This is a genomic window from Deinococcus sp. NW-56, assembly GCF_002953415.1.
Classification (GTDB): domain Bacteria; phylum Deinococcota; class Deinococci; order Deinococcales; family Deinococcaceae; genus Deinococcus.
Genome location: NZ_CP026517.1, coordinates 67983 through 85996, shown reverse-complemented (window position 1 = coordinate 85996; position 18014 = coordinate 67983). Strand labels below are relative to the sequence as shown.

The 18014-nt window shown below is 73.4% G+C and carries 18 protein-coding genes; 9 read left to right on the top strand and 9 right to left on the bottom strand.

The genetic code is table 11. The features are described 5' to 3' along the window. Positions 1-14: 14 nt before the first annotated feature. A complete protein-coding gene (locus tag C3K08_RS14285) occupies positions 15-1790 on the bottom strand; it encodes an ABC transporter substrate-binding protein (protein ID WP_104992154.1) in 1776 nt (591 codons plus the stop codon). Positions 1791-1908: 118 nt separating this feature from the next. On the opposite strand from C3K08_RS14285, the gene C3K08_RS14280 reads away from it, so the two are divergent. The 5 genes from C3K08_RS14280 to C3K08_RS14260 are packed head-to-tail and all read left to right on the top strand — an operon-like array spanning position 1909 to position 7277. Continuing rightward, a complete protein-coding gene (locus tag C3K08_RS14280) occupies positions 1909-2688 on the top strand; it encodes a GntR family transcriptional regulator (RefSeq protein WP_104992153.1) in 780 nt (259 codons plus the stop codon). Next, positions 2685-3869: an anhydro-N-acetylmuramic acid kinase gene (locus C3K08_RS14275; protein WP_304529221.1), complete on the top strand. Its 1185-nt coding sequence runs from the start codon at positions 2685-2687 to the stop codon at positions 3867-3869. The genes C3K08_RS14280 and C3K08_RS14275 overlap by 4 nt, the downstream gene beginning before the upstream one ends. Continuing rightward, on the top strand, positions 3866-4801 hold the full coding sequence (locus C3K08_RS14270; RefSeq protein ID WP_104992151.1) for an N-acetylmuramic acid 6-phosphate etherase: 936 nt from the start codon (positions 3866-3868) through the stop codon (positions 4799-4801). Before C3K08_RS14275 ends, C3K08_RS14270 begins: the two co-directional genes overlap by 4 nt. Then, positions 4798-5799 (top strand): serine hydrolase, encoded by a 1002-nt coding sequence (locus C3K08_RS14265; RefSeq protein ID WP_104992150.1) that lies wholly within the window; start codon positions 4798-4800, stop codon positions 5797-5799. The genes C3K08_RS14270 and C3K08_RS14265 overlap by 4 nt, the downstream gene beginning before the upstream one ends. Positions 5800-5801: 2 nt before the next feature. Further along, on the top strand, positions 5802-7277 hold the full coding sequence (locus C3K08_RS14260; RefSeq protein ID WP_234009253.1) for a glycoside hydrolase family 3 protein: 1476 nt from the start codon (positions 5802-5804) through the stop codon (positions 7275-7277). A 16-nt stretch (positions 7278-7293) separates the two neighbouring features. Here the strand turns inward: C3K08_RS14260 and C3K08_RS17995 are convergent, their stop codons facing one another. The 6 genes from C3K08_RS17995 to C3K08_RS18835 form a co-directional block, all read right to left on the bottom strand. Continuing rightward, positions 7294-7455 carry a gamma-glutamyl-gamma-aminobutyrate hydrolase family protein gene (locus C3K08_RS17995; RefSeq protein WP_158679951.1) on the bottom strand — a complete coding sequence of 54 codons (162 nt, stop codon included), beginning with the start codon at positions 7453-7455 and terminating at the stop codon, positions 7294-7296. A 58-nt stretch (positions 7456-7513) separates the two neighbouring features. Beyond that, the gene (locus tag C3K08_RS14250) at positions 7514-7921 is read right to left on the bottom strand and encodes a hypothetical protein (RefSeq protein ID WP_104992149.1); all 408 of its coding nucleotides are present in this window, start codon (positions 7919-7921) and stop codon (positions 7514-7516) included. A gap of 276 nt (positions 7922-8197) precedes the next feature. Next, complete coding sequence (locus C3K08_RS14245; RefSeq protein WP_104992387.1) at positions 8198-8803, bottom strand: ankyrin repeat domain-containing protein; 606 nt, start codon at positions 8801-8803, stop codon at positions 8198-8200. Between the two features lie 74 nt (positions 8804-8877). After that, entirely contained in the window at positions 8878-9399 is a 522-nt protein-coding gene (locus tag C3K08_RS14240) for a heme-binding protein (RefSeq protein WP_104992148.1), read from the bottom strand. 67 nt (positions 9400-9466) lie between these two features. Continuing rightward, positions 9467-10120 carry a response regulator transcription factor gene (locus C3K08_RS14235; protein ID WP_104992147.1) on the bottom strand — a complete coding sequence of 218 codons (654 nt, stop codon included), beginning with the start codon at positions 10118-10120 and terminating at the stop codon, positions 9467-9469. After that, positions 10113-11999 carry a sensor histidine kinase gene (locus C3K08_RS18835; protein WP_104992146.1) on the bottom strand — a complete coding sequence of 629 codons (1887 nt, stop codon included), beginning with the start codon at positions 11997-11999 and terminating at the stop codon, positions 10113-10115. Before C3K08_RS18835 ends, C3K08_RS14235 begins: the two co-directional genes overlap by 8 nt. A 543-nt stretch (positions 12000-12542) precedes the next feature. Here C3K08_RS18835 and C3K08_RS14225 point away from each other — a divergent pair. Both C3K08_RS14225 and C3K08_RS14220 read left to right on the top strand, forming a co-directional pair. Next, positions 12543-12713 (top strand): hypothetical protein, encoded by a 171-nt coding sequence (locus C3K08_RS14225; RefSeq protein WP_158679950.1) that lies wholly within the window; start codon positions 12543-12545, stop codon positions 12711-12713. Positions 12714-12832: 119 nt separating this feature from the next. Further along, positions 12833-13696 carry a hypothetical protein gene (locus tag C3K08_RS14220; RefSeq protein WP_104992144.1) on the top strand — a complete coding sequence of 288 codons (864 nt, stop codon included), beginning with the start codon at positions 12833-12835 and terminating at the stop codon, positions 13694-13696. Here the strand turns inward: C3K08_RS14220 and C3K08_RS14215 are convergent. Further along, entirely contained in the window at positions 13681-13917 is a 237-nt protein-coding gene (locus tag C3K08_RS14215) for a zinc ribbon domain-containing protein (protein WP_158679949.1), read from the bottom strand. The genes C3K08_RS14220 and C3K08_RS14215 overlap by 16 nt on opposite strands. 2 nt (positions 13918-13919) lie before the next feature. Here C3K08_RS14215 and C3K08_RS14210 point away from each other — a divergent pair, with 2 nt between their 5' ends. Both C3K08_RS14210 and C3K08_RS14205 read left to right on the top strand, forming a co-directional pair. Then, on the top strand, positions 13920-14273 hold the full coding sequence (locus tag C3K08_RS14210; protein WP_304529220.1) for an HD-GYP domain-containing protein: 354 nt from the start codon (positions 13920-13922) through the stop codon (positions 14271-14273). Positions 14274-14498: 225 nt separating this feature from the next. Then, positions 14499-16403: a hypothetical protein gene (locus tag C3K08_RS14205; RefSeq protein WP_104992143.1), complete on the top strand. Its 1905-nt coding sequence runs from the start codon at positions 14499-14501 to the stop codon at positions 16401-16403. 255 nt (positions 16404-16658) lie between these two features. Here the strand turns inward: C3K08_RS14205 and C3K08_RS14200 are convergent, their stop codons facing one another. Then, a complete protein-coding gene (locus tag C3K08_RS14200) occupies positions 16659-17879 on the bottom strand; it encodes an MFS transporter (protein ID WP_104992142.1) in 1221 nt (406 codons plus the stop codon). Between the last annotated feature and the right edge of the window lie 135 nt (positions 17880-18014).

Below are 18014 nucleotides of genomic sequence, written 5' to 3'. Positions count from 1 at the left end.
CCATTCACCGCTCCCTACTTCTGGTAGATCAGCGGCACCGGGTTGTAGCCGGGAATCACGCCGAGGTTGTAGATATAGTTGCCGAACTTGTTGCTGACGGCGCCGATGTTCTCCGGCTTGGCGATGGGCGTGACCGGCAGGTTCTGGGCAAAGAGGAGTTGCCAGCGGGTGTACAGCGCCTTGCGGCGGCTGGCGCTGGTGGTGACGGCCGCGTCCTCGAAGATGTTGTAGATCTCGCGCTCCCAGGGGGCCATGCGGGTCAGGTTGGGCCGTCCGCCGTCCTGGGCGGGCTGGAGGCTGCGGTGCCAGTAGTACAGGGCGCCGCCGGGCTGCCAGATGGGCTTACGCAACTCGGGATCGGGCTGGTCGCCAAAGGCGTGCAGGATCATCTCCCAGTCGCCGCTCTGCCCGGTCGAGAGCAGGCGCGAGGACAGGATGCCGCGCAGGTTGACCTTCACGCCGATGCGGGCGAAGTCGCTCTGGAGGATGGTGGCGATGGCCGGGTACACGCTGGAATCGGTGCCGTAGGTGAGGTCGAATTCCAGGTTGCCGCCGCCGGGCAGGTTGCGGATGCCGTCGCGGTTGGTGTCGCGGATGCCCATCGCGTCGAGGGCCTCGCCCGCCGCCGCGAGGTTAAAGGAGCCGAGCTGCCGGGTGGTGTTGGTGTACCACTCCTTGTTGATGGGCGCGACCCCGTGTCCCGGCAGGCTGGCGAGGCCGTTGTAGACGGTGTCGATGATGCGCTCGCGGTTGACCGCCTGCTGCATCGCCCGGCGGAAGCGCACGTCGCTGAAGACCTTCGCCAGCGCCGCGTTCTTCGCGTCGAAGTTGTAAGCCACGAAGGGCGGCGAGCCGAACAGCGCCGTCGAGCGGAAGACCTTGAAGGGCGCCCCCGCCACCTCCCTCTGCTTGAGGTCCGGGAACTGTGCCCCGGTGATGTTGAGCTGGTCGAGGTTCCCGGCCAGGAACTGCGCGACCTGCGCCTGGGGGTCGCGGATAATCAGGAATTCCAGCCCGGCCAGGTAGGGCAGCTTGGTGCCCCGCCCGTCCACCTTCCAGTAGTTGGGGTTGCGGGTCAGGGTGACCTTCTGTCCGGCGGTGTAGTTGCTGAGCCGGAAGGGACCGGTGCCGACGACCTCGGACTCGCGGACGTTGCTGGGCCAGGCGCTGTTGATGTCGGCGGGCTTGGCGCCGCCTTCTTGCGAGTATCTGAGCAGCTTGTGCTTGGGCATGATGAAGGAGCGCATCTGAAGGAGGAAGGCCGGGCTGGGGCGCGGCAGCACGAAACGCACGGTGTTGGCGTTCACCTTGCGGACCTCGACCTGCTTGCCGTCGAGCTTGAAGGAGGCGGCGTCGCCTGCCCGCGCTTCCGGATTCATGATGATCTGGCTGTAGGTGAAGACCACGTCGTCGGCGTCGAACGCCTGGCCGTCGCTCCACTTCACGCCCTGGCGCAGCCGGAAGGTGTAGGTGCGGCCGTCGGGGCTGACGGTCCAGCTCTCGGCCAGCGCAGGCTCGACCTTGTAGGTCGCGTAGTTGAACTCGACCAGCCCGTCGAACATCTGCTGCGAGATCAGCCCGAGGTTGTTGTCGATCACCCCGTAGTAAAAGAGGCTCTGCGGGCTGTCCCCCAGCGCCAGGGTGTAGGTGCCGCCGGGCTTGCCGTTTGTGATGCCGAGGTTGCCGTAGCCCGTGACTTTCTTGGGGGCGGCCAGGGCGCCGCCGCACAGGGCGAGGGTGACGAGACCGGCGAGGCCGCAAAGGCGCGGCAGCGGGGAGCGCGTGGGCATGGGGATCCTCCAGGGAACGGGGCGAATTGTGGTTGAGGTAACGTCCCCAGCATAAGACCACTTAGAGACCTCTGCAACCCTCTCCCCAGATTGGTCTGCAAGTGGTACGGTGGACAGGATGTCCCTGACCGCCCTGCCCTGGCTGGTGCCTATCGACGCTGGGAGCGCCACCCCCGCCTACCTGCAACTCGCGCAGGGGCTGGCCGCCCGCATCGAGGGGGGCGAGTTGCCGGGCGGCACGGCCCTGCCCGCCGAGCGCGAGCTGGCCGGGACACTGGGCGTCTCGCGGGTCACGGTGCGGCGGGCGCTGGACTGGCTGGCGCAACGGGAATTGCTGACCCGGCGGCACGGCAGCGGCACTTTTGTCAACGCGCCCCACGAGGACCCCGCCCGGCGCCCGCGTCCGCTGGGGCTGCTCAGCAGCTTTTCGGAGGACGTGCGCTCGCGGGGCGGGACGCCGGGGGCGCGGGTGCTGAGCTTCGAGGAGGGCCGTCCCACCGGGCAGGAACTGCTGACGCTGGGCCTCTCGCCGGGAGACGCGGTGTACCGCCTGCGCCGCCTCCGCACCGCCGACGGCGAGCCCCTCGCGGTGGAGGAAAGCACCCTGCCCGCCGCGCTGGTGGGCCGCCTGACCGAAGCCGAGGTGACTGACGCCAGCCTCTACGCGCTGCTGGCGGGGCGGGGCCTCAGCCCGGTGCGGGCGGTGCGGCACCTGCGGGCGGTAAACGCCCAGGAGCCGCTCGCGGGCTGGCTGGCTGTCTCTCCCGGCGCGGCGCTGCTCGCCACCGAGCGGGTGTCGTGGGCGGCGGACGGGCGCCCGGTCGAGTACGGCCGCGCCCATTACCGGGGCGACCGCTACGACTTCGTGATGGAATTGCACGCCGGGGGCACCTCTTGACCCCTCCCCGCGTCCTGGGCCTGATGAGCGGCACGAGCGCCGACGGCATCGACGCCGCGCTGCTGGAGCTGCCGGGCTGGCCCACGCTGGGGGCGGGCGGGCGCTTTCCCCGGTTGCCGGGAGGGGTGCCGCGTGGCCGGGTGGTGGAGCACGTCTTCACCCCCTACCCGCCGGAGCTGCGGGCCGCCGTCCTGCGGGCGATGCGGAACGAGGCGGACACGGCCGATCTCACCCAGTTGCACTGGTGGCTGGGCGAGGCGCTGGCCGAAGCCGCCCGGCCCCTCGCCGGGGACGCGGACCTGATCGCCTCGCACGGGCAGACGGTGGCGCACCATCCCCGGCCTGACCCCGCGCGGGGCTGGGCGCGGCCCGCCACCCTGCAACTCGGGGCGGCAGCGGTGATCGCTGAGCGAACCGGGAAGCCCGTCGTGGCGGACTTCCGCCCGGCCGACCTCGCGGCGGGGGGACAGGGGGCGCCACTGGTCCCCTTCGCGGACTGGGCGCTGTTCGCGCAGGCGGGGGTGCGCCGGGCGGTCCACAACCTCGGCGGGATCAGCAACCTGACCCTCCTGCCGGGGGAAGACCCCGGCGGCGTGCTCGCCTTCGACACCGGCCCCGCCAACTGCCTGCTGGACGAGGTGGCCGCCCTCGTCGGGCAGGCGTGCGATGAGGGCGGGCGGCTGGCGGCGGCGGGGACCCTTCATCCGGAGACGCTGGCCGCGTGGCTCGCGCATCCCGAACTCCAGGCCCCGCCGCCCAAGGCCACCGGGCGGGAGGTCTGGACCCTGGGGCGTCTCCCCTCCCCCCCCGCCCTGTCCGTGCCCGACCTTGCCGCCACCGCGACCGCCTTCACCGCGCGGACGGTCGCGGACGCCTACCGGCGCTGGGTCCTCCCGCGCGGGCTGGACGAGGTGGTCGTCGCGGGGGGCGGGGCGCGGAATCCGGTGCTGCTGGCCGCCCTGCGCCGGGCTCTTTCACCCGTCCCTGTCCGCACTTTCTCGGAGGTCGGCTGGGCCGAGCACGGCTTCACCGACGCCACCCGCGAGGCCGCCGCCTTCGCCCTGCTGGGCTACGCGCGGGCGCAGGGCTGGCCCAACACGCTGCCGGGGGCGACCGGGGCGCGGCGGGCCGCCCACGCCGGAAGCCTCCTCGCTCCCCCTCCCCCGGAGACCCCCGCATGACGACTCCCCCCCTGACTGGCCCCGCCACGCCGCCCCTTCCCGCCGACCCCCGCCGCACCGAGGCGGTTCATCCGGGGCACCCCGACCTCGACCGGCTGGGCGTGGACGCGCTGGTGCAGGCGCTGGTGGACGACCAGCACGCGGCGCTCGCGGCGGTGAAGGCGGCGGCCCCGGCGCTGGCGCGGGCGGTGGAGGCGGCGCTGCCCCGGCTGCAAGCGGGCGGGCGGCTACTGTACCTGGGCGCGGGGACGAGCGGGCGGCTGGGCATCCTGGACGCCTCGGAGCTGCCGCCCACCTTCTCGTGGCCGCCGGAGCGGGCCGTGGGACTCATCGCCGGAGGGGACGGGGCGATTCGCCGGGCGACCGAGGGCGCCGAGGACGACCCCGCGCGGGGCGAGGCGGATGTGGTCGGCGCCGGGGTGGGGACGGGGGACGTGGCGCTGCTCCTCGCGGCGAGCGGCACCACCCCCTACGTGCTGGGGGCGGCGCGGGGGGCGCGGGCGGCGGGGGCGCTGACGGTGGGCCTCGCCAACAACCCCGGCGCTCCCCTGCTGGCGGCGGTGGACTGCCCGGTGCTGCTGGACACCGGCCCGGAGGTGATCAGCGGCAGCACCCGGCTCAAGGCCGGGACCGCGCAGAAGATCGCCTTGAACACCCTGTCGAGCGCCCTGATGGTCCGGCTGGGCAAGGTCTACGGCAACCTGATGGTGGATCTGCGGGCCAGCAACGCCAAGCTCGAAGCCCGCGCCCTGGCCCTGACCTGCCACGCGACCGGCGCGGGGGAGGCGGAAGCCAGGGCCGCCCTCGCGGGAGCCGGGGGTCACGTCAAGACGGCGGTCGTGATGCTGCGGCTCGGCGTGGACGCACCGGAGGCGCGGGCGCGGCTGGAGGCGGCGAACGGCCACGCCCGCCTCGCCCTGGGGGAAGAATGATTTCCAATTGCACCCGCGAGGTGCTACGCCGGGCGGTGGAGGAAAGTGGCCTGCCCGGCGCGGCCCTGGGGGTGGTGGACGCGGCGGGCGAGCGGGCGACCCTGGCCCTGGGCCACGCGGCGCTGGAACCGGAGCCCGTGCCGCTGGACGAGGAGTTCTGGTGGGACCTCGCCAGCCTGACCAAGCCCCTTTTCACCGCGCGTGAGGTGCTGCGTGGGGTGGAGGCGGGGGTGCTGGACCTGGGCGATCCGCTCTCGACCCATCTCCCCGACCTCGCCTGGATGCAGGAGACGGAGTTGAGGACGCGGACGCTGCGCCAGTTCCTGACCCACACGGCGGGCCTGCCCGCCTGGGCGCCGATCTATGCCTGGGGCGAGGCGGGGACGATCCGGGCGCGGCTGCTTCAGGAACCCTGGCCGGTTTCGGCCCCCGGCGAGGTGGTGTACAGCGACCTGGGGTATCTGCTGCTGGGGACGGTGCTGGAGCGGGTGCGGGGACGGCCCCTGCGCGACTTCGCGCTGGACCCCGGCCTGACCTTCACGCCCGACCCCGAGCGGACGGCGGCCACCGAGTGCTGCCCCTGGCGCGGGCGGGTACTTCGCGGCGAGACGCACGACGAGAACGCCTGGGCGCTGGGTGGGGTCGCCGGACACGCGGGGCTGTTCGGGACGCTGGCGGGGGTGCTCTCCCAGGCCGAATCCCTGCTGCGGGGCGGGTGGCTCTCCCCGGCGGGGCAGGCGGCGGCGCTCTCCCCGCAGGCGCCGGGCCGCACCCTCGCCTTCGTGGCCGCGCAGCCAGGCTGGAGCGGGGGCAGCCTGGCGGGCGCGGGAGCCTTTGGGCACACCGGCTTTACCGGGACCGGGCTGTGGGTGGACCCCGCGCGGGGGCTGGCCTGGGTGCTGCTGACCAACCGGGTCCACCCCAGCCGCCACGGCCCCTTCGACATCCAGACCCTGCGCCGGGCGGTGGGCAACACGCTGCTCGCGGGAAGGGAGTGACCATGCTGCCTGATGCCCCCCACGCCGGACCCCTCCTGATGGTGGACCTCCCCGGCCCGGACCTCGACCCCGACACCCGCGAGCACCTGCGCCGCTGGCGTATCCGCGCCGTGTGCCTCTTCCGGAAGAACATCGGGACCCAGGAGCAGTTCGCCCGCCTCGTCGCGGAGGTGCGGGAGGTGCTGGGCGAGGGGGCCTTGATCGCCATCGACCAGGAGGGCGGCGGCGTGTACCGCACCCCCTTCTGGCCCTTTCCGCCCAGCGCGATGAGCCTGGGGGCGGCGGACGACCCAGCGCTGGCGCGGGCGGTCGGCGCGGCGGTGGCCCGGCCGCTGGCGGCGCTGGGGATCAACTGGAATTTCGCCCCGGTGCTCGACGTGAACGTCAACCCGCACAACCCGGTGATCGGGGACCGGGCCTTCGGGTCGGAGCCGCAGCGGGCGACCGACCTCGCGCTCGCCTGGCTGGAGGGCTCGCTCCCCGAGGGCGTGGCCGGATGTGTCAAGCATTTTCCGGGGCACGGAGACACCCACCTCGACAGCCACCTCGCTCTGCCGAGGGTGGACAAGCCCCGCGCCGCGCTGGAGGCGGGCGAGTTCGTGCCCTTTCGCCGCGCCCTGGGGGAGGCCGACGTGCCCGCCGTGATGACCGCGCATATCGTCTACCCCGCGCTGGACCCGGAGCATCCCGCGACCCTCTCGCCCGCCGTACTGACGGGCCTACTGCGGAAGGAGTGGGGATATGAGGGTGTGGTCGTCACCGACTCGATGGGCATGAAGGCCATCGACGACCATTACGGGCGCGGCGAGGCGGCGGTGCGGGCGCTTCAGGCCGGGGCCGATCTGGTGATGGCGCTGGGCCGCCGCTTGGCGCAGGAGGAGACGTTGCGGGCGGTGGAAGAAGCTCTCGCCGCCGGGCGGGTGCCGGACGTGCCCGGCAAGCTGGTCCGGCTGGACGCGCTGGCCCGGCGCTTTCCCAGCCGCCCGCAGCCCGGCGGGTACCCGGCGCGGGAGCAGGCCGCCAACCGTGCCCTCTTCCGCGAGGCGTGGGGACGGGGGCTGACCGCCTGGGGTGACCCGCGGCCCCCGCCGCCCGGCTCGGCGGTCACGCTGGTGGCCCTGGACGATGTGCCGGGCCAGAACGTCACGGAGGCGGGCGTGACCGGGCACGACCTCGCGCGGCGGCTCTCGCGCCTCTACGACGTGGAGGCCTGCCTCACCGCCAGCCCGGAGACGCTCGACTGGGCGGCCCTGCGGACGCCGGGGCGGACCCTGATTCTCGCCACGACCTCCCGGCACCGGCACCCCGCGTGGCGGCGGGCCACCCCCGACCTGCACCTCGCGCTGTGGAATCCGTACGCGATGCTGGACGTGGACGCACCCGCCCTGCTGACCTACGGCGTGCGCCCGGAGGCGCTCGACGCCCTGGAGGGGTGGCTGGCGGGCAAGGTGACGGCGGGAGGCCGGGCCTTCCTGTAGCACCACCTGAGTGGGATCACCCCACCCGCACGCCCAGCAGCCCGGCGCCCCCGGTGAGGACCACCGCGTCGACCTGCACGGCGTAGTCGGCGGCGAGTTCCGGCAGGTTGGGCAGCAACAGCGGCAGGCCCCCGGCGAGGCGGACGGCCTCCGCGGAGCGGCGGGGCCTGCCGTTCACGTCCTGCGGTCAACCTGGAGAAGTTGCGAGGTGCCGAGGCCGAGCAGGGGCCGGGCGCTTACCCCTCCCTCCGCAGGGTCACCGCGACCCCGTCGGTCACGAAGGTCATGCCCGAGGGACCCGGCCGGAAGCCCAGCAGGGCACCGGGGCCGAGGTCGAGGCTGTGGACCCCGTGCGCGTCGTAGACCTGCCCCGCCGCCCGGACAAAGGCCTGCACGTCGGCCATGCCGCGCGGGCCGTCGCCGGGCACGGGCACGAGGCCCAGCGCCCCAGCGGCGGCCCGGTGGTCGGCGGGGGCCAGGAACTCGAACGCGAGGTCGCGGGTGACGAACTCGCCGCTCTCGGTCAGGCCCAGCGTCCCGCCCCCACCGTGGGGCCGGATGGCCGCGACCCCGTGCCCCACCATCAGGGTCATCAAAGCCTGCGCGAAAGCACTCATGCGGTCGGTCCGGGGGTCGGCGGTCATCGCCTCCCAGAGTACCCGTCACCGCCGCCGGGCGAGATACCGGCCATCCGGCGGCTGCGGTGAAACCTGCCCACGGATACCCTGGCCCACTCATGGGTTCTTGAGGGCAGCTTTGCGCAACAGAACGGCCTCATCTCCAGTACGGGCCACGGCCCGGCAGCCCGTTTTACGACCACCTTCCACTTCAGCCTCCCGGACGAACCCGGCCCGCCCGACACCGCACGTCCGGCGCCGTGACCCCCCAGGGGACGTGAGAAGGGCCACCCCCCCACCGGGTCAGCGCCCACCCGCCGCCGTCAGCAGGGCCACCATCCCCCGGAAGCCGCGCCGTTTCGCGTGGGCCAGGGGTGTCACCCCGTCGCGGTCGGCCAGGTTGGGACTGGCTCCCGCCGCGAGCAGGAGGCGCACGATCTCGGTGTGCCGCGCCCCCCCGTCACCCAGGATCACCGCCTCCAGCAGGGCGGTCCAACCCAGGTTGTTGACGTGGTCCACGTCGATGCCCGTCTTCAGAATCTCGCGGACGTACTCGGCGTGCCCCCGGTCGGCCGCCGGAATCAGGGCCGTGCCGCCAAAGCGGTTGGTGCGGGTGAGGTCCGGCCTTGCCCGCAGCACCTCGCGCAGCATGGGCACGCTCCCGGTCTCGCCGGTGACGAGCAGGGCGTTGTTGCGGTCCGTGTCCTGCGGGTCGGGATCGGCCCCCGCCGCGACCAGCAGCCGGGCCACCGCGACGTGGTTCCCGAGGGCGGCGGCCGTCAGGGCGGTGCGGCCGTCCGGGCGCCGGGCATCCGGCGAGGCACCGCGCCCCAGCAGGTCGCGGACGCGGGCGGCGTCACCCCGTTCGGCCGCCGCCCACAGGGCCGTATTCAGGTTCGGCTGACTCATCTGTCCCAGAGGGGTGGCCGCCCCCCCTGCCCCCGCGACGGGGAGCAGCAGCAGGGCGGCCAGCAGGGCTCGTCTCACCGGCCCAGGACGGCGGTCAGGGCGTCTACCGCGCACTTCTCGTCGGTCAGGCCGCTGGGAGCACCGCCCACGCCGACCGCGCCCACCACCACGTTATTCACGCGCACCGGCACCCCGCCCGCCAGGATCAGGAAGCCGGGGATATCCGCCAGGGTGGGGGTGTTCGCCAGGTTCTGGGCCAGCGCGGAGGTCAGGTTGCGGGCCGAGGCACTGGTGTACGCCTTGCGGTAGCTCGCGTCCACGGTGTGCGGCCCGGCGTTCTCGGCGCGGGCGACGGCCAGGGTGATCCCGGCCCGGTCCACGACCGTCGCCGCGACGTTGTACCCCTGCCGGGCACAGTTCTGCACGGTGAGCTGGGCGACGCGCAGGGCGGCGGCGAGGCTGAGGCTCGCCTGCGTGACGGTCGCGGTGGTGGCGAGCTGCACGGGCGGCGGCGCGGGCTGGGCGGCGGGGGCCGTCTGGGCGAGGGCGGCGGCGGGCAGGCTCAGGGCGAGCGCGGCGAGCAGGGTCCGGTTCATGGCCCCACTCTGACGTGGGGACCCAGCCACGCACCATTCGGGCGAGTGCGGGGCGGCCTCCGTAGAATTACGGACCCTCCCCGGCGCTGGCCCCCGCGCTGTCCCCGACACTGGCGAGGTACACCCGCACGAGCTGCGCGAGAGAGGCCACGCCCAGCTTGCCGAGGATGCTCGCGCGGTGCGTCTCCACCGTCCGGGCCGAGATGCCCAGGGTGCGGGCAGCCTGCTTGTTGCTGGCCCCGTCCACGATCAGCCGCAGGACCTCGCGTTCCCGCGCGGAGAGCCCCGCCAGGGCCTCGCGGGCTTCCCGCGCCGCGGCCTGCCGCGACCGCCGCGCGAGGTGGGTCCGGATGCCCAGGCCGGTGGCCTCCAGCAGCGCGAGTTCGTCCACCGGCTTGGTGAGGAACTCCACCGCGCCCGCTTTGAAGGCGCGGCGGCACACGTCGATGTCCCCGTGTCCGGTCATCACGATCACCGGGAGGTCCACCCCCTCGCGCGTGAGCTGCTCCTGCAGGTGCAGGCCGCTCACGTGCGGCATCCGCACGTCGAGAATCAGGCAGCCGATGGCCTCGCGGTCGAGCTGCGCGAGAAAGGTCAGCGGGTCCCCGTACTCGCGCACGCGCAGGTCCACCGTCCCCAGCAGGGTGGCGAGGGCGTCGCGCACCGCGTCGTCATCGTCGACGAGAAACACGGTGGGCTCGGTGGGCGGGAGCTCAGACATACTGGGGCGCCTCCACGTCCAGGGGGAGCGTCACGGTGAAGATGGCGCCCCCGCCGGGGCCATTCTCGCCCCGCAGGTCGCCGCCCATGCCCTGCATCAGCGTCTGCGACAGCGAGAGGCCCAGCCCCAGTCCGCCCGGCTTGGTGGTGGTGAACGGGGTAAAGAGCCGCCCCCGCACGCTGTCGGCCAGGCCGGGGCCGGTGTCGCGCACCTCCACCTGGGCCTGGGCTCCCTCGCGGCGGGCGACGACCTCCACCCCGGCCCCAGGGTGCCCCCGCGCGGCCTCCACCCCGTTGCGAACGAGGTTGAGCAGCACCTGCTCCAGATGCACCGGGTCGGCGGGCACGATCAGGGGCCGCGAGCTGGCCCGCGTCACCAGGGCCACGGCGGCCCGCTCGGCCTCGTGGGCCATCAGGGCTGAGACGTTGTCCAGCACCTGATTCACGTCGACCGGGCGGGTCTGGGTGGGTGCGCGCCGCACCAGAGTGCGCAGGTGCGCGATCACGCTCGCCGCCCGCTTGGCCTGGGTCACGGTCGCCTCCAGCGAGCGGCGCACGCGGGCGTCGTCCCGCTCGGGGTCGTCGAGCAGGCGCAGGGCTGCCTGCCCGTGGCTCACGATGGCCGTGAGGGGCTGGTTGAGTTCGTGGGCGAGGCCCGCGCTCATCTCGCCCAGGGTGGAGAGGCGGGTCACGTGCGCCAGCGTCTCGGCGTGCTCGCGCACCCGGCGCTCCCCCTCCTCCAGCGCCGCGACCACCCGTGCCCGCAGCGGCCCCACGTCGCGCAGCACGAGGACCCACCCGGCGCCCGCGCCCGGCACGGGCACGGGCGCCAGCGCTCCCTCCACCCGCCGTGCCCCGCCTTCCGTGACCAGCGTGACCCCCTCGGGCAGCTCCACCGGGATGGGCTGGCCCCAGAAGGCGCCGGGGTCGAAGGGCGCCTGGTCGAGCGTGGCCCGGAAGTGCGTGACCTCCCGCAGGTCGCGGCCCTCGGCCAGGGCGGCGCCCAGCAGGGTCCGGGCGGCCGGGTTGGCGAGGCGGACCCGGTGCGCCCCGTCGGTCACGATCAATGCCTCGCCCACCGCGTGAAAGGCCCCTTCGGCGCGGGCACGTTCGGCCGCCAGGGCGCGTTCGGCCGCCTGGGCGGCCCGGCGGGCACGCTCGCGGCCCTCGACCAGGCGGACCCCGCCAATGGCTGCCAGGGCCGCCAGCCCGGCGAGGAGCGCCAGGCCCGCGAGGGGCACCTCGGCCCAGCGCAGCGGGTGCTCGCCCTCGAAGGCGAAGGGCTGACCCGCGCTGCCCAGCACCTTGCCCACCCGCAGGACCGGCAGCGGCCCGCCCGCCCGGCCCGCCGGGGTCTCCCCGGCCCACTCGGCCAGCAGCCGCCCGTCGCCGGGGCGGCGCAGGCGAAAGGTCGAGGTCAGGTCCGTGAAGTCGTCGGCCCGGAAGAGGCGCCGGGCGTCGACCCACACCCGCACCTCTCCCCGCGAGAGGGCGTACAGGGTGGGCGAGGTGGGGTGCCAGCGCAGGCCCACCCCATCCGGGGCGAGCGGCGTGTCCGGCAGCGCCGCCCCGCCCGGCCCCAGGAGCTCACAGCGGGCGCGGCAGCGCTGCACACCCACGATCTGCGGGTACTGGCCGCGCATGGCGGCGGCGTACTGGTGCAGGGCGGCGTCCCCGACCCCCGCGCGGGTCAGGGCCGTCAGGCTGGCGAGCACGGTCTCCTGCTGCTCGCTGCGCTGCGAGAGCACCCGGTGCAGGATGCGTGCCCCGGTCTCGAACCGGGCCTGGGCGTCCCGGACCGAGGCCGTCCACCCCAGCCATCCCACGGCCAGCGTCGCCCCCAGCCAGGCGAGCAGCGCGGCGCGGCGCAGAGGCTTCACCCGCCCATGATGGCGGCGGACGGCGCGGGCGTGTCAAGGGAGGCGGTGGGGCGCCCCGCCCACCCCTGCCCCGCTCCCTCATGACCGGGCGTTCGCAGGCAGGCAGACTGGCCCCATGTGGCTTTTCCCGCTGGTGCTCGCGGGTGGCCTGGGCACGGCCCCGGCGCCCTCCCCGGAACGCCTGCTGTATCCCACCCAGGCCGAGCGCCTGCGGAGTTGCCGCACACCGGACACGCCTTCAACAGAGGCGGAGTTGAACGCCGCGAGAGAGCGGGCCGGAGAGCGGCAGGTCTGGTTCACGCCGCCCGCCGAGTCGCTGCGGGGAGCGTGTACCCGGACCGACCCCAGATACCCCGAGGCCGTCCGGGCGGCCCAGGAGTTCGAGTCAAGGCTCAGCTCCGGGGAGGCCCTGCCCGCCCCGGTCGGCGTGACCCTCTGGGCGCCCCCATCCGGGACTTTCAGGAGGTCGGGCGGTGGCAGGCCTGGCTGGTGTTACGCGACGGCTCCGGGAAGGAGGTTCTGCACTGGAGGCCGCGCACCGGCATGAACCGGCAGCTCGTGCCCGGCATGGGGATGTCCATGCTGATCTTCGGTTCCCCCGCCGAGGCGCAGCGGGCATTGGTCCAGCAGGCGACGGCCCTGTGGGTGGAGGTGGACTGGGGAGACGGGCGCCCTCCCGTGCCCTACAACGCGGCCTCCCTTCCCAGGCCCTGACGGGGGCGGTCAGGGGATCGACGGCCCAGACCCGCCGGGTTCCGCATGAGCCGGGGACGGCCCGCCCGGTCTTTACCCTGCCCTCACGCCCCGTCAGGCCCGGCCCCGGACGCTGGGGCATGTCCTCCAAGTTGCTGGCCCTGCTGGGTGCGCTGGTGTTGTCCTCGGCCCTGGCCCAGACTCCCGCCGCCTCGCCCGAGCGTGAACTTCTTGGGCGGGTCGTCACGCCGCTGTGGGGACCCGCCTCGCTCCGGAGCAGCGTGCTGGTGGGACAGCTTCCGGCGGACCTCGGCTTTTCCCTGCCCCAGGGCAGCCGGGTGATCGGCAGCGTGGTGACCGAGACGCCCGATCCCGCCTACCCCGCTGGCGTCACCGTCTACTTCGACACGGCGCTGTCCCCCGAGCAGGTCGACGCCCACTTCGCCCGCGTGCTGGCCCCGGCAGGCTGGAAGGTCTTTCCCCTGCCCCCCGGCGGGCCGTCCCCGGAGGGCGGATTCCTGCCCAGCACGCCGGTCGGGGGCCGTCCCTACTACCGCCAGAACCCCGACCAGCAACTGACCATCCAGACCCGCGTGGTCGGCGGGGTCACGCAGGTCACGCTGGGTCGGCAACGTTCGCCCGAACTGGCGCAGATTCTGCGCTACGCCCAGGACGACCGCTTCGACCCCACCCGCTTGCTGCCGAGACTGACGCCCCCGGCCCAGGCCACGGTCTCCCCGCGTGGGGGCGGGGGCGGCGGCGATAACGTGACCCAGTACGCGGGGATCGAGAGCACGCTCTCGCGGGCGGCCCTCTTCGACCATTACGCCGCGCAGCTCCGGCAGGCCGGGTGGACCCTGCGCAACCGCGCCGACGCGGGCACGTTGACGAGCAGCCTGTGGACCTTGACCCAGGACGGGAAGGCGCGGGTGGGCCTGCTGCTGATCGGGGAGTCGGCCAAGGGTCAGTACCGCGCCACCCTCGGCATTCAGGGCCTGGAGTGACCTACTCCCCGCGATTCATTGCGGGGCTTCTCGGTGAACGCATGAATGTTCAGAGCGGCGTTGTGGTCGGCATTCGCCGTATGGCCGCGACTCTGACACACAAACCGCGATTGACTGACCCGGTTCTCTCGGCAGGTATGCCCACACTGGGAACACGCCTGTGAGGTGAATCGGGGGTCTACGCGGACAACTGCCCTTCCGGCACTTGGGCACAGATGCACAGATGCAGACGCACGCCAGCGCGGGCCACGCCATGGCGCTGCGGATGCCCGCCCTGGCACCCGGCGCCCTGCTGGTCATCCGGCACCACCACGAGCGCTGGGACGGCACGGGCTACTCGGACCGCCTGGCGGGGGAAGCCATTCCCCTGCTGGCGCGGATTTTCGCGGTGTGCGACGTGTACGACGCCCTCATCAGCCAGCGGCCCTACAAGCGGGCCTGGACGCCCGAGCAGGCCCTGGCCGAGCTGCTGGCCCAGCGCGGCCAGCAGTTTGACGCGGCGGTGGTCGACGCTTTTGCCGGGGAGGTTCAGAAGTGCCCCTCCCCCGCGCCCACCCCGGACCCGGCAGGCGAGTGATACGGATTCCGGTTGAACAGGTACGAAATCTGTTCAATCCGAGCAGAGCGAGGAGGAAAAAACGGTTGCCGGGAAAGGAGTTAGCCCATCAGCGCTCTCCCGGTTGGATAACGGAGTGGACGGAACCCGTATGAGTCCCCGCGCCGCAGGCGGCGGGACGGGCCAGGCGGGAGACGGGACGGCCCCGCTCACGCCCGGTCAGCTTTTCCCGCCCAGACTGAGCCCATGCGCCTGCTGCTGACCTCGCTTCTGCTGGCCCTGCCTGTCGCCGCTGCCGCCGGTCCCACGGGCACCTTCACGGTCCAGGGCCACTCGGCTGGTACCTTCGGCCACCTCGCCCTGCCGGAATGGGTCCCGGCGGGCGGCGCCGCGTGGTCGCCCGACAGCCGCGAGGTCTACACCCTGGATACCACTGGAGAACTGCGGCGCTGGCAGGCCGCGACGGGGGCTGCGCTGGGGCGTCAGGTCCTCGCCATGCCGAGAGAGGTGGGAGACGCGCCCACCTTGAGCCTGCGGGGCATGACGGGCGAATTCCTTCACCTGGAGGCGCGTGGGTGGCGCCAGAACCGCCCAGTGCGGCTGGGGTATACCTTCAGCCCCCGCAGCAGGAAGACCTTCCGCAGCGACCCCTGCCCCATCTCCAGCCTGTCGTTGCAGGTCTGCACCCAGGCGGGGCAGGTCCGGGCACGGGTCGAGGGCCAGGACCTCGTTCGGATCGAGGTGGGCAAGACCACCCGCTTTCCCCTGCCCAAGGGAGTCAAGCCGGTGGCCCTGGCCCTGAGTGACAACGGGGGGCGGCTCGCGCTGCTGGCGATCCTGCCGAAAGACTCCTACGGCCTGCACGGGACCGCCACCCTGTTCCTCCGGGAAGGAGAGACGTGGCGGCCGGTGGCGCTGGGCCAGCTCTTGCTGGAAGGCACCTCGCCGTCGCTGACCTGGGTGGGGAACACGTCAGAAGGGTACGGCCTGCTGATGGCGGTCAATGCCCACGACCGCCAGACGGGGGCGCTGCGGAACGGGCAGTTCCTGGCCCTCTACCGCGAGGACGGCGCCAGGGTGTGGGACCTCTCGCCGCAGGTGGGTCTGCGGGGCGCGTGGCCCTCGCCCGACGGCCGGGCCTTCGTGACCCTGCGCCAGGGGAGCGTGCCGGAGGTGCGCCGCCTCGCGGACGGGGGCTTCCTGCGCGGCCTGGGCGAGGCCGTGACGGACGCCGTGCCCCTGAGTGGGCAGCGGGCGCTGGTCGCGCTACAGCGGGGTGGGGGGCTGGGCCGGGTGGCGCTGCTGGAGGGAAAGGGCCTGCGAACGGTGGTGCCCCTCAACGTGAACGCCCTCGCCGCCCTGCGTGGGGACCGCTTCGCCTCCGCTCAGGCCAACCTGATTCGCCTGCACGACTTCCGGGGCCGGGTCCTGCGGCAGTGGAACGCCGCCGGGAACGTGCAGCGGCTCGCCTTCAGCCCCGACGGGACGGTGGTGTCGGCCCAGGTCTGGAACCCAAGAAGCGGGCAAGAGCAGGCTCAGGCGTGGACGGCGGGGGGCCAGCCGCTCCCGTTGACGGCCGGGGCCACTTTCCCTGTTTCGCGCGTGGTCCTGACGGTGGCGGACGACAAGAACGGCCCCGAACAGGGGTACCGCGAACGGCTCTCGGCCACCAGCCTGAGCGGGAAACCCCTCTGGAGGACGGACTGGCGGCGGGGCGGCTTCGGCTTGAGCGTGTCCGCCGACGGACGCTGGGCGGCGCTGTCCAGCATGGCCCCGGACGCCCGGCGCGATCCGGTGGAGATGGAGTTCTGGCGGCTGAACACGGCCACCGGGCAGGCGGGGCCGGTGCTGCGCCTGAAGCCGACGACCCCCGATCCCAACTCGGGCTGGGGCCTGGCGGCGCTGAGCGCGGACGGCCGCCTGGCCCTGCTGCGCGAGGGCAGCGGGGACGCGTGCGGCTGGGCGCTGTACGGGTACGCCCTGGCGGACCTCAGCCGTGGCAGGAGGCTGGCAGCGCCCGCCAGCCTCGCGGGCGGCTTCAACCGGCTGGGAGGCTGCGGGCGGGACCTGCCCTTTCCCGACGCGGCGTTTGCCCCGGATGGCCGCCTGCTGGTGCGGGACGGCAACACGCTGACGTGGTGGCGGCCCTGAAAGAAGGGGGAGGCGGGTTCCGGCGGGTGGTGCGGGGGGCAGGGGCGCGTCTACGGGGCCGCGTGGCCCTGCCCGGTCCAGTGGCCCCGCGCGGCACCCGGCTCGCCGGAGGGCGGCCTCCCTGCGTGGGCTGCGCGAGCGGCGGCCTCGGAGGCTGGTTCCCCCAGGGTGACGGACGGAACATGAGAGCGCAACAGGCCGGATGGCCCAGGTTGGGGCCGGGTGAAGGGAGACGGCGGCCCCGGCTCCGTCCCGTCACCCGGCCAGAGGGGCCTGCTCCAGCGCCGCCGTCTTGGCCCGGCGCTCCTCCACGTCGCGCTCCAACCACAGGTACAGGGCGGCCCCGGCGAAGGCCAGGCCCGCGATCACCAGCCACATGGGCTGTGGACCCAGGCGCGTGAGCAGCAGGCCCCCCAGCAGGGGCGCGAGCAGGGTGGCGAGGCCGCTCATGCTGCCGACCAGACCGATATAGGTGCCGCGCTGCTCCGGCCGCCCCAGTTCGCTGATGATGGTCTTGCTGATGCTGTAGGCGACGATTTCCCCGACCGACCACACCGCCACCGCCAGCAGGTGCTGCCACAGCGCCGTGGCAAAGGCGTGCCCCAGGAACCCCACTCCCAGCAGCGCCGCCCCCACCGCTTGCCAGCGCGGATGGTTGCGGCGCGAGATCCACCCGCCGACGGGCAGCCCCAGCAGGATCACCAGCGCTCCGTTGACGGCCAGAAGCTGCCCGTACTGCACGGGCGTGTAGCCCTCCTGCGCGAAGACCAGCGCGAGCAGCTTGTAGCTCTGATAGGTCAGGCTGTAGAGCAGGGTCGCCAGGCAGAACAGCCCCAGCAGCCGGTCGCGGGGCAGCAGCCGTCGCCGCGAGCCCGGTGCGGGGGCCGGGCGGGGCCGCCGGGGAAAGAAGAGGGCGATCAGCAGGGCATAGGCCGCCATTGTCGCCGCGTCGAGGTAGAACAGCAGCCGATACGACAGCCCGGCGAGCCAGCCGCCCAGCACGGGCGCGACCGAGGCGCCCACATTGATCGCCCAGTACAGCAGCGTGTAGGCCCGCGTCCGCTGTGCCCCGCTCGTGAGGTCCGCGACCGCCGCGCTGGAGGCCGGTTTGTACATCGCGGAGAACAGGGAAAAGCCCAGCACGCCCAGCACCAGCGTGGAAAAGCTGCCCGCCGCAGACAGCGCGAGCAGCATCACCGCCCCGCCCGACAGCGCCAGCGTCATCGTGAAGGCCGGGCCGCGCCGGTCGCTGAGCGACCCGCTGAACCCCTCGGCCAGGAAGCGACCGGCGCCCAGCATCGCCAGAATCACGCTGACCTGCGCCACCGGCAGCCCCCGCTCGGCCGTGAGGTAAAACCCCAGCAGCGGGACCACGAACTCGCCCACCCGGTTGAGAATCGTGCCGAACCACAGCACCCAGAACCCCGCCGGGTAGGCGTCATAGACGCGGCGCAGGGAAGCCGGGACGGAGGTCACAGCAAGGAGCATAGGCGGCGCCACTCTTGGGCCTATATCACCACCTTGGAGACAACACCAGGCGAGAGCAGGAGATGCCGTGACACGGGTCTTGTCCGGACGGTTCTGGGAAGGTGGACGCAGGCAGCAGGCACG

Coding starts and splice junctions, on each gene's coding strand:
- C3K08_RS14285 (WP_104992154.1), bottom strand. CDS start 1,790: ATGCCCACGCGCTCCCCGCTGCCGCGCCTTTGCGGCCTCGCCGGTCTC.
- C3K08_RS14280 (WP_104992153.1), top strand. CDS start 1,909: ATGTCCCTGACCGCCCTGCCCTGGCTGGTGCCTATCGACGCTGGGAGC.
- C3K08_RS14270 (WP_104992151.1), top strand. CDS start 3,866: ATGACGACTCCCCCCCTGACTGGCCCCGCCACGCCGCCCCTTCCCGCC.
- C3K08_RS14265 (WP_104992150.1), top strand. CDS start 4,798: ATGATTTCCAATTGCACCCGCGAGGTGCTACGCCGGGCGGTGGAGGAA.
- C3K08_RS14260 (WP_234009253.1), top strand. CDS start 5,802: ATGCTGCCTGATGCCCCCCACGCCGGACCCCTCCTGATGGTGGACCTC.
- C3K08_RS14250 (WP_104992149.1), bottom strand. CDS start 7,921: ATGACCGCCGACCCCCGGACCGACCGCATGAGTGCTTTCGCGCAGGCT.
- C3K08_RS14245 (WP_104992387.1), bottom strand. CDS start 8,803: ATGAGTCAGCCGAACCTGAATACGGCCCTGTGGGCGGCGGCCGAACGG.
- C3K08_RS14240 (WP_104992148.1), bottom strand. CDS start 9,399: ATGAACCGGACCCTGCTCGCCGCGCTCGCCCTGAGCCTGCCCGCCGCC.
- C3K08_RS14235 (WP_104992147.1), bottom strand. CDS start 10,120: ATGTCTGAGCTCCCGCCCACCGAGCCCACCGTGTTTCTCGTCGACGAT.
- C3K08_RS14225 (WP_158679950.1), top strand. CDS start 12,543: ATGAACCGGCAGCTCGTGCCCGGCATGGGGATGTCCATGCTGATCTTC.
- C3K08_RS14220 (WP_104992144.1), top strand. CDS start 12,833: ATGTCCTCCAAGTTGCTGGCCCTGCTGGGTGCGCTGGTGTTGTCCTCG.
- C3K08_RS14210 (WP_304529220.1), top strand. CDS start 13,920: ATGCAGACGCACGCCAGCGCGGGCCACGCCATGGCGCTGCGGATGCCC.
- C3K08_RS14205 (WP_104992143.1), top strand. CDS start 14,499: ATGCGCCTGCTGCTGACCTCGCTTCTGCTGGCCCTGCCTGTCGCCGCT.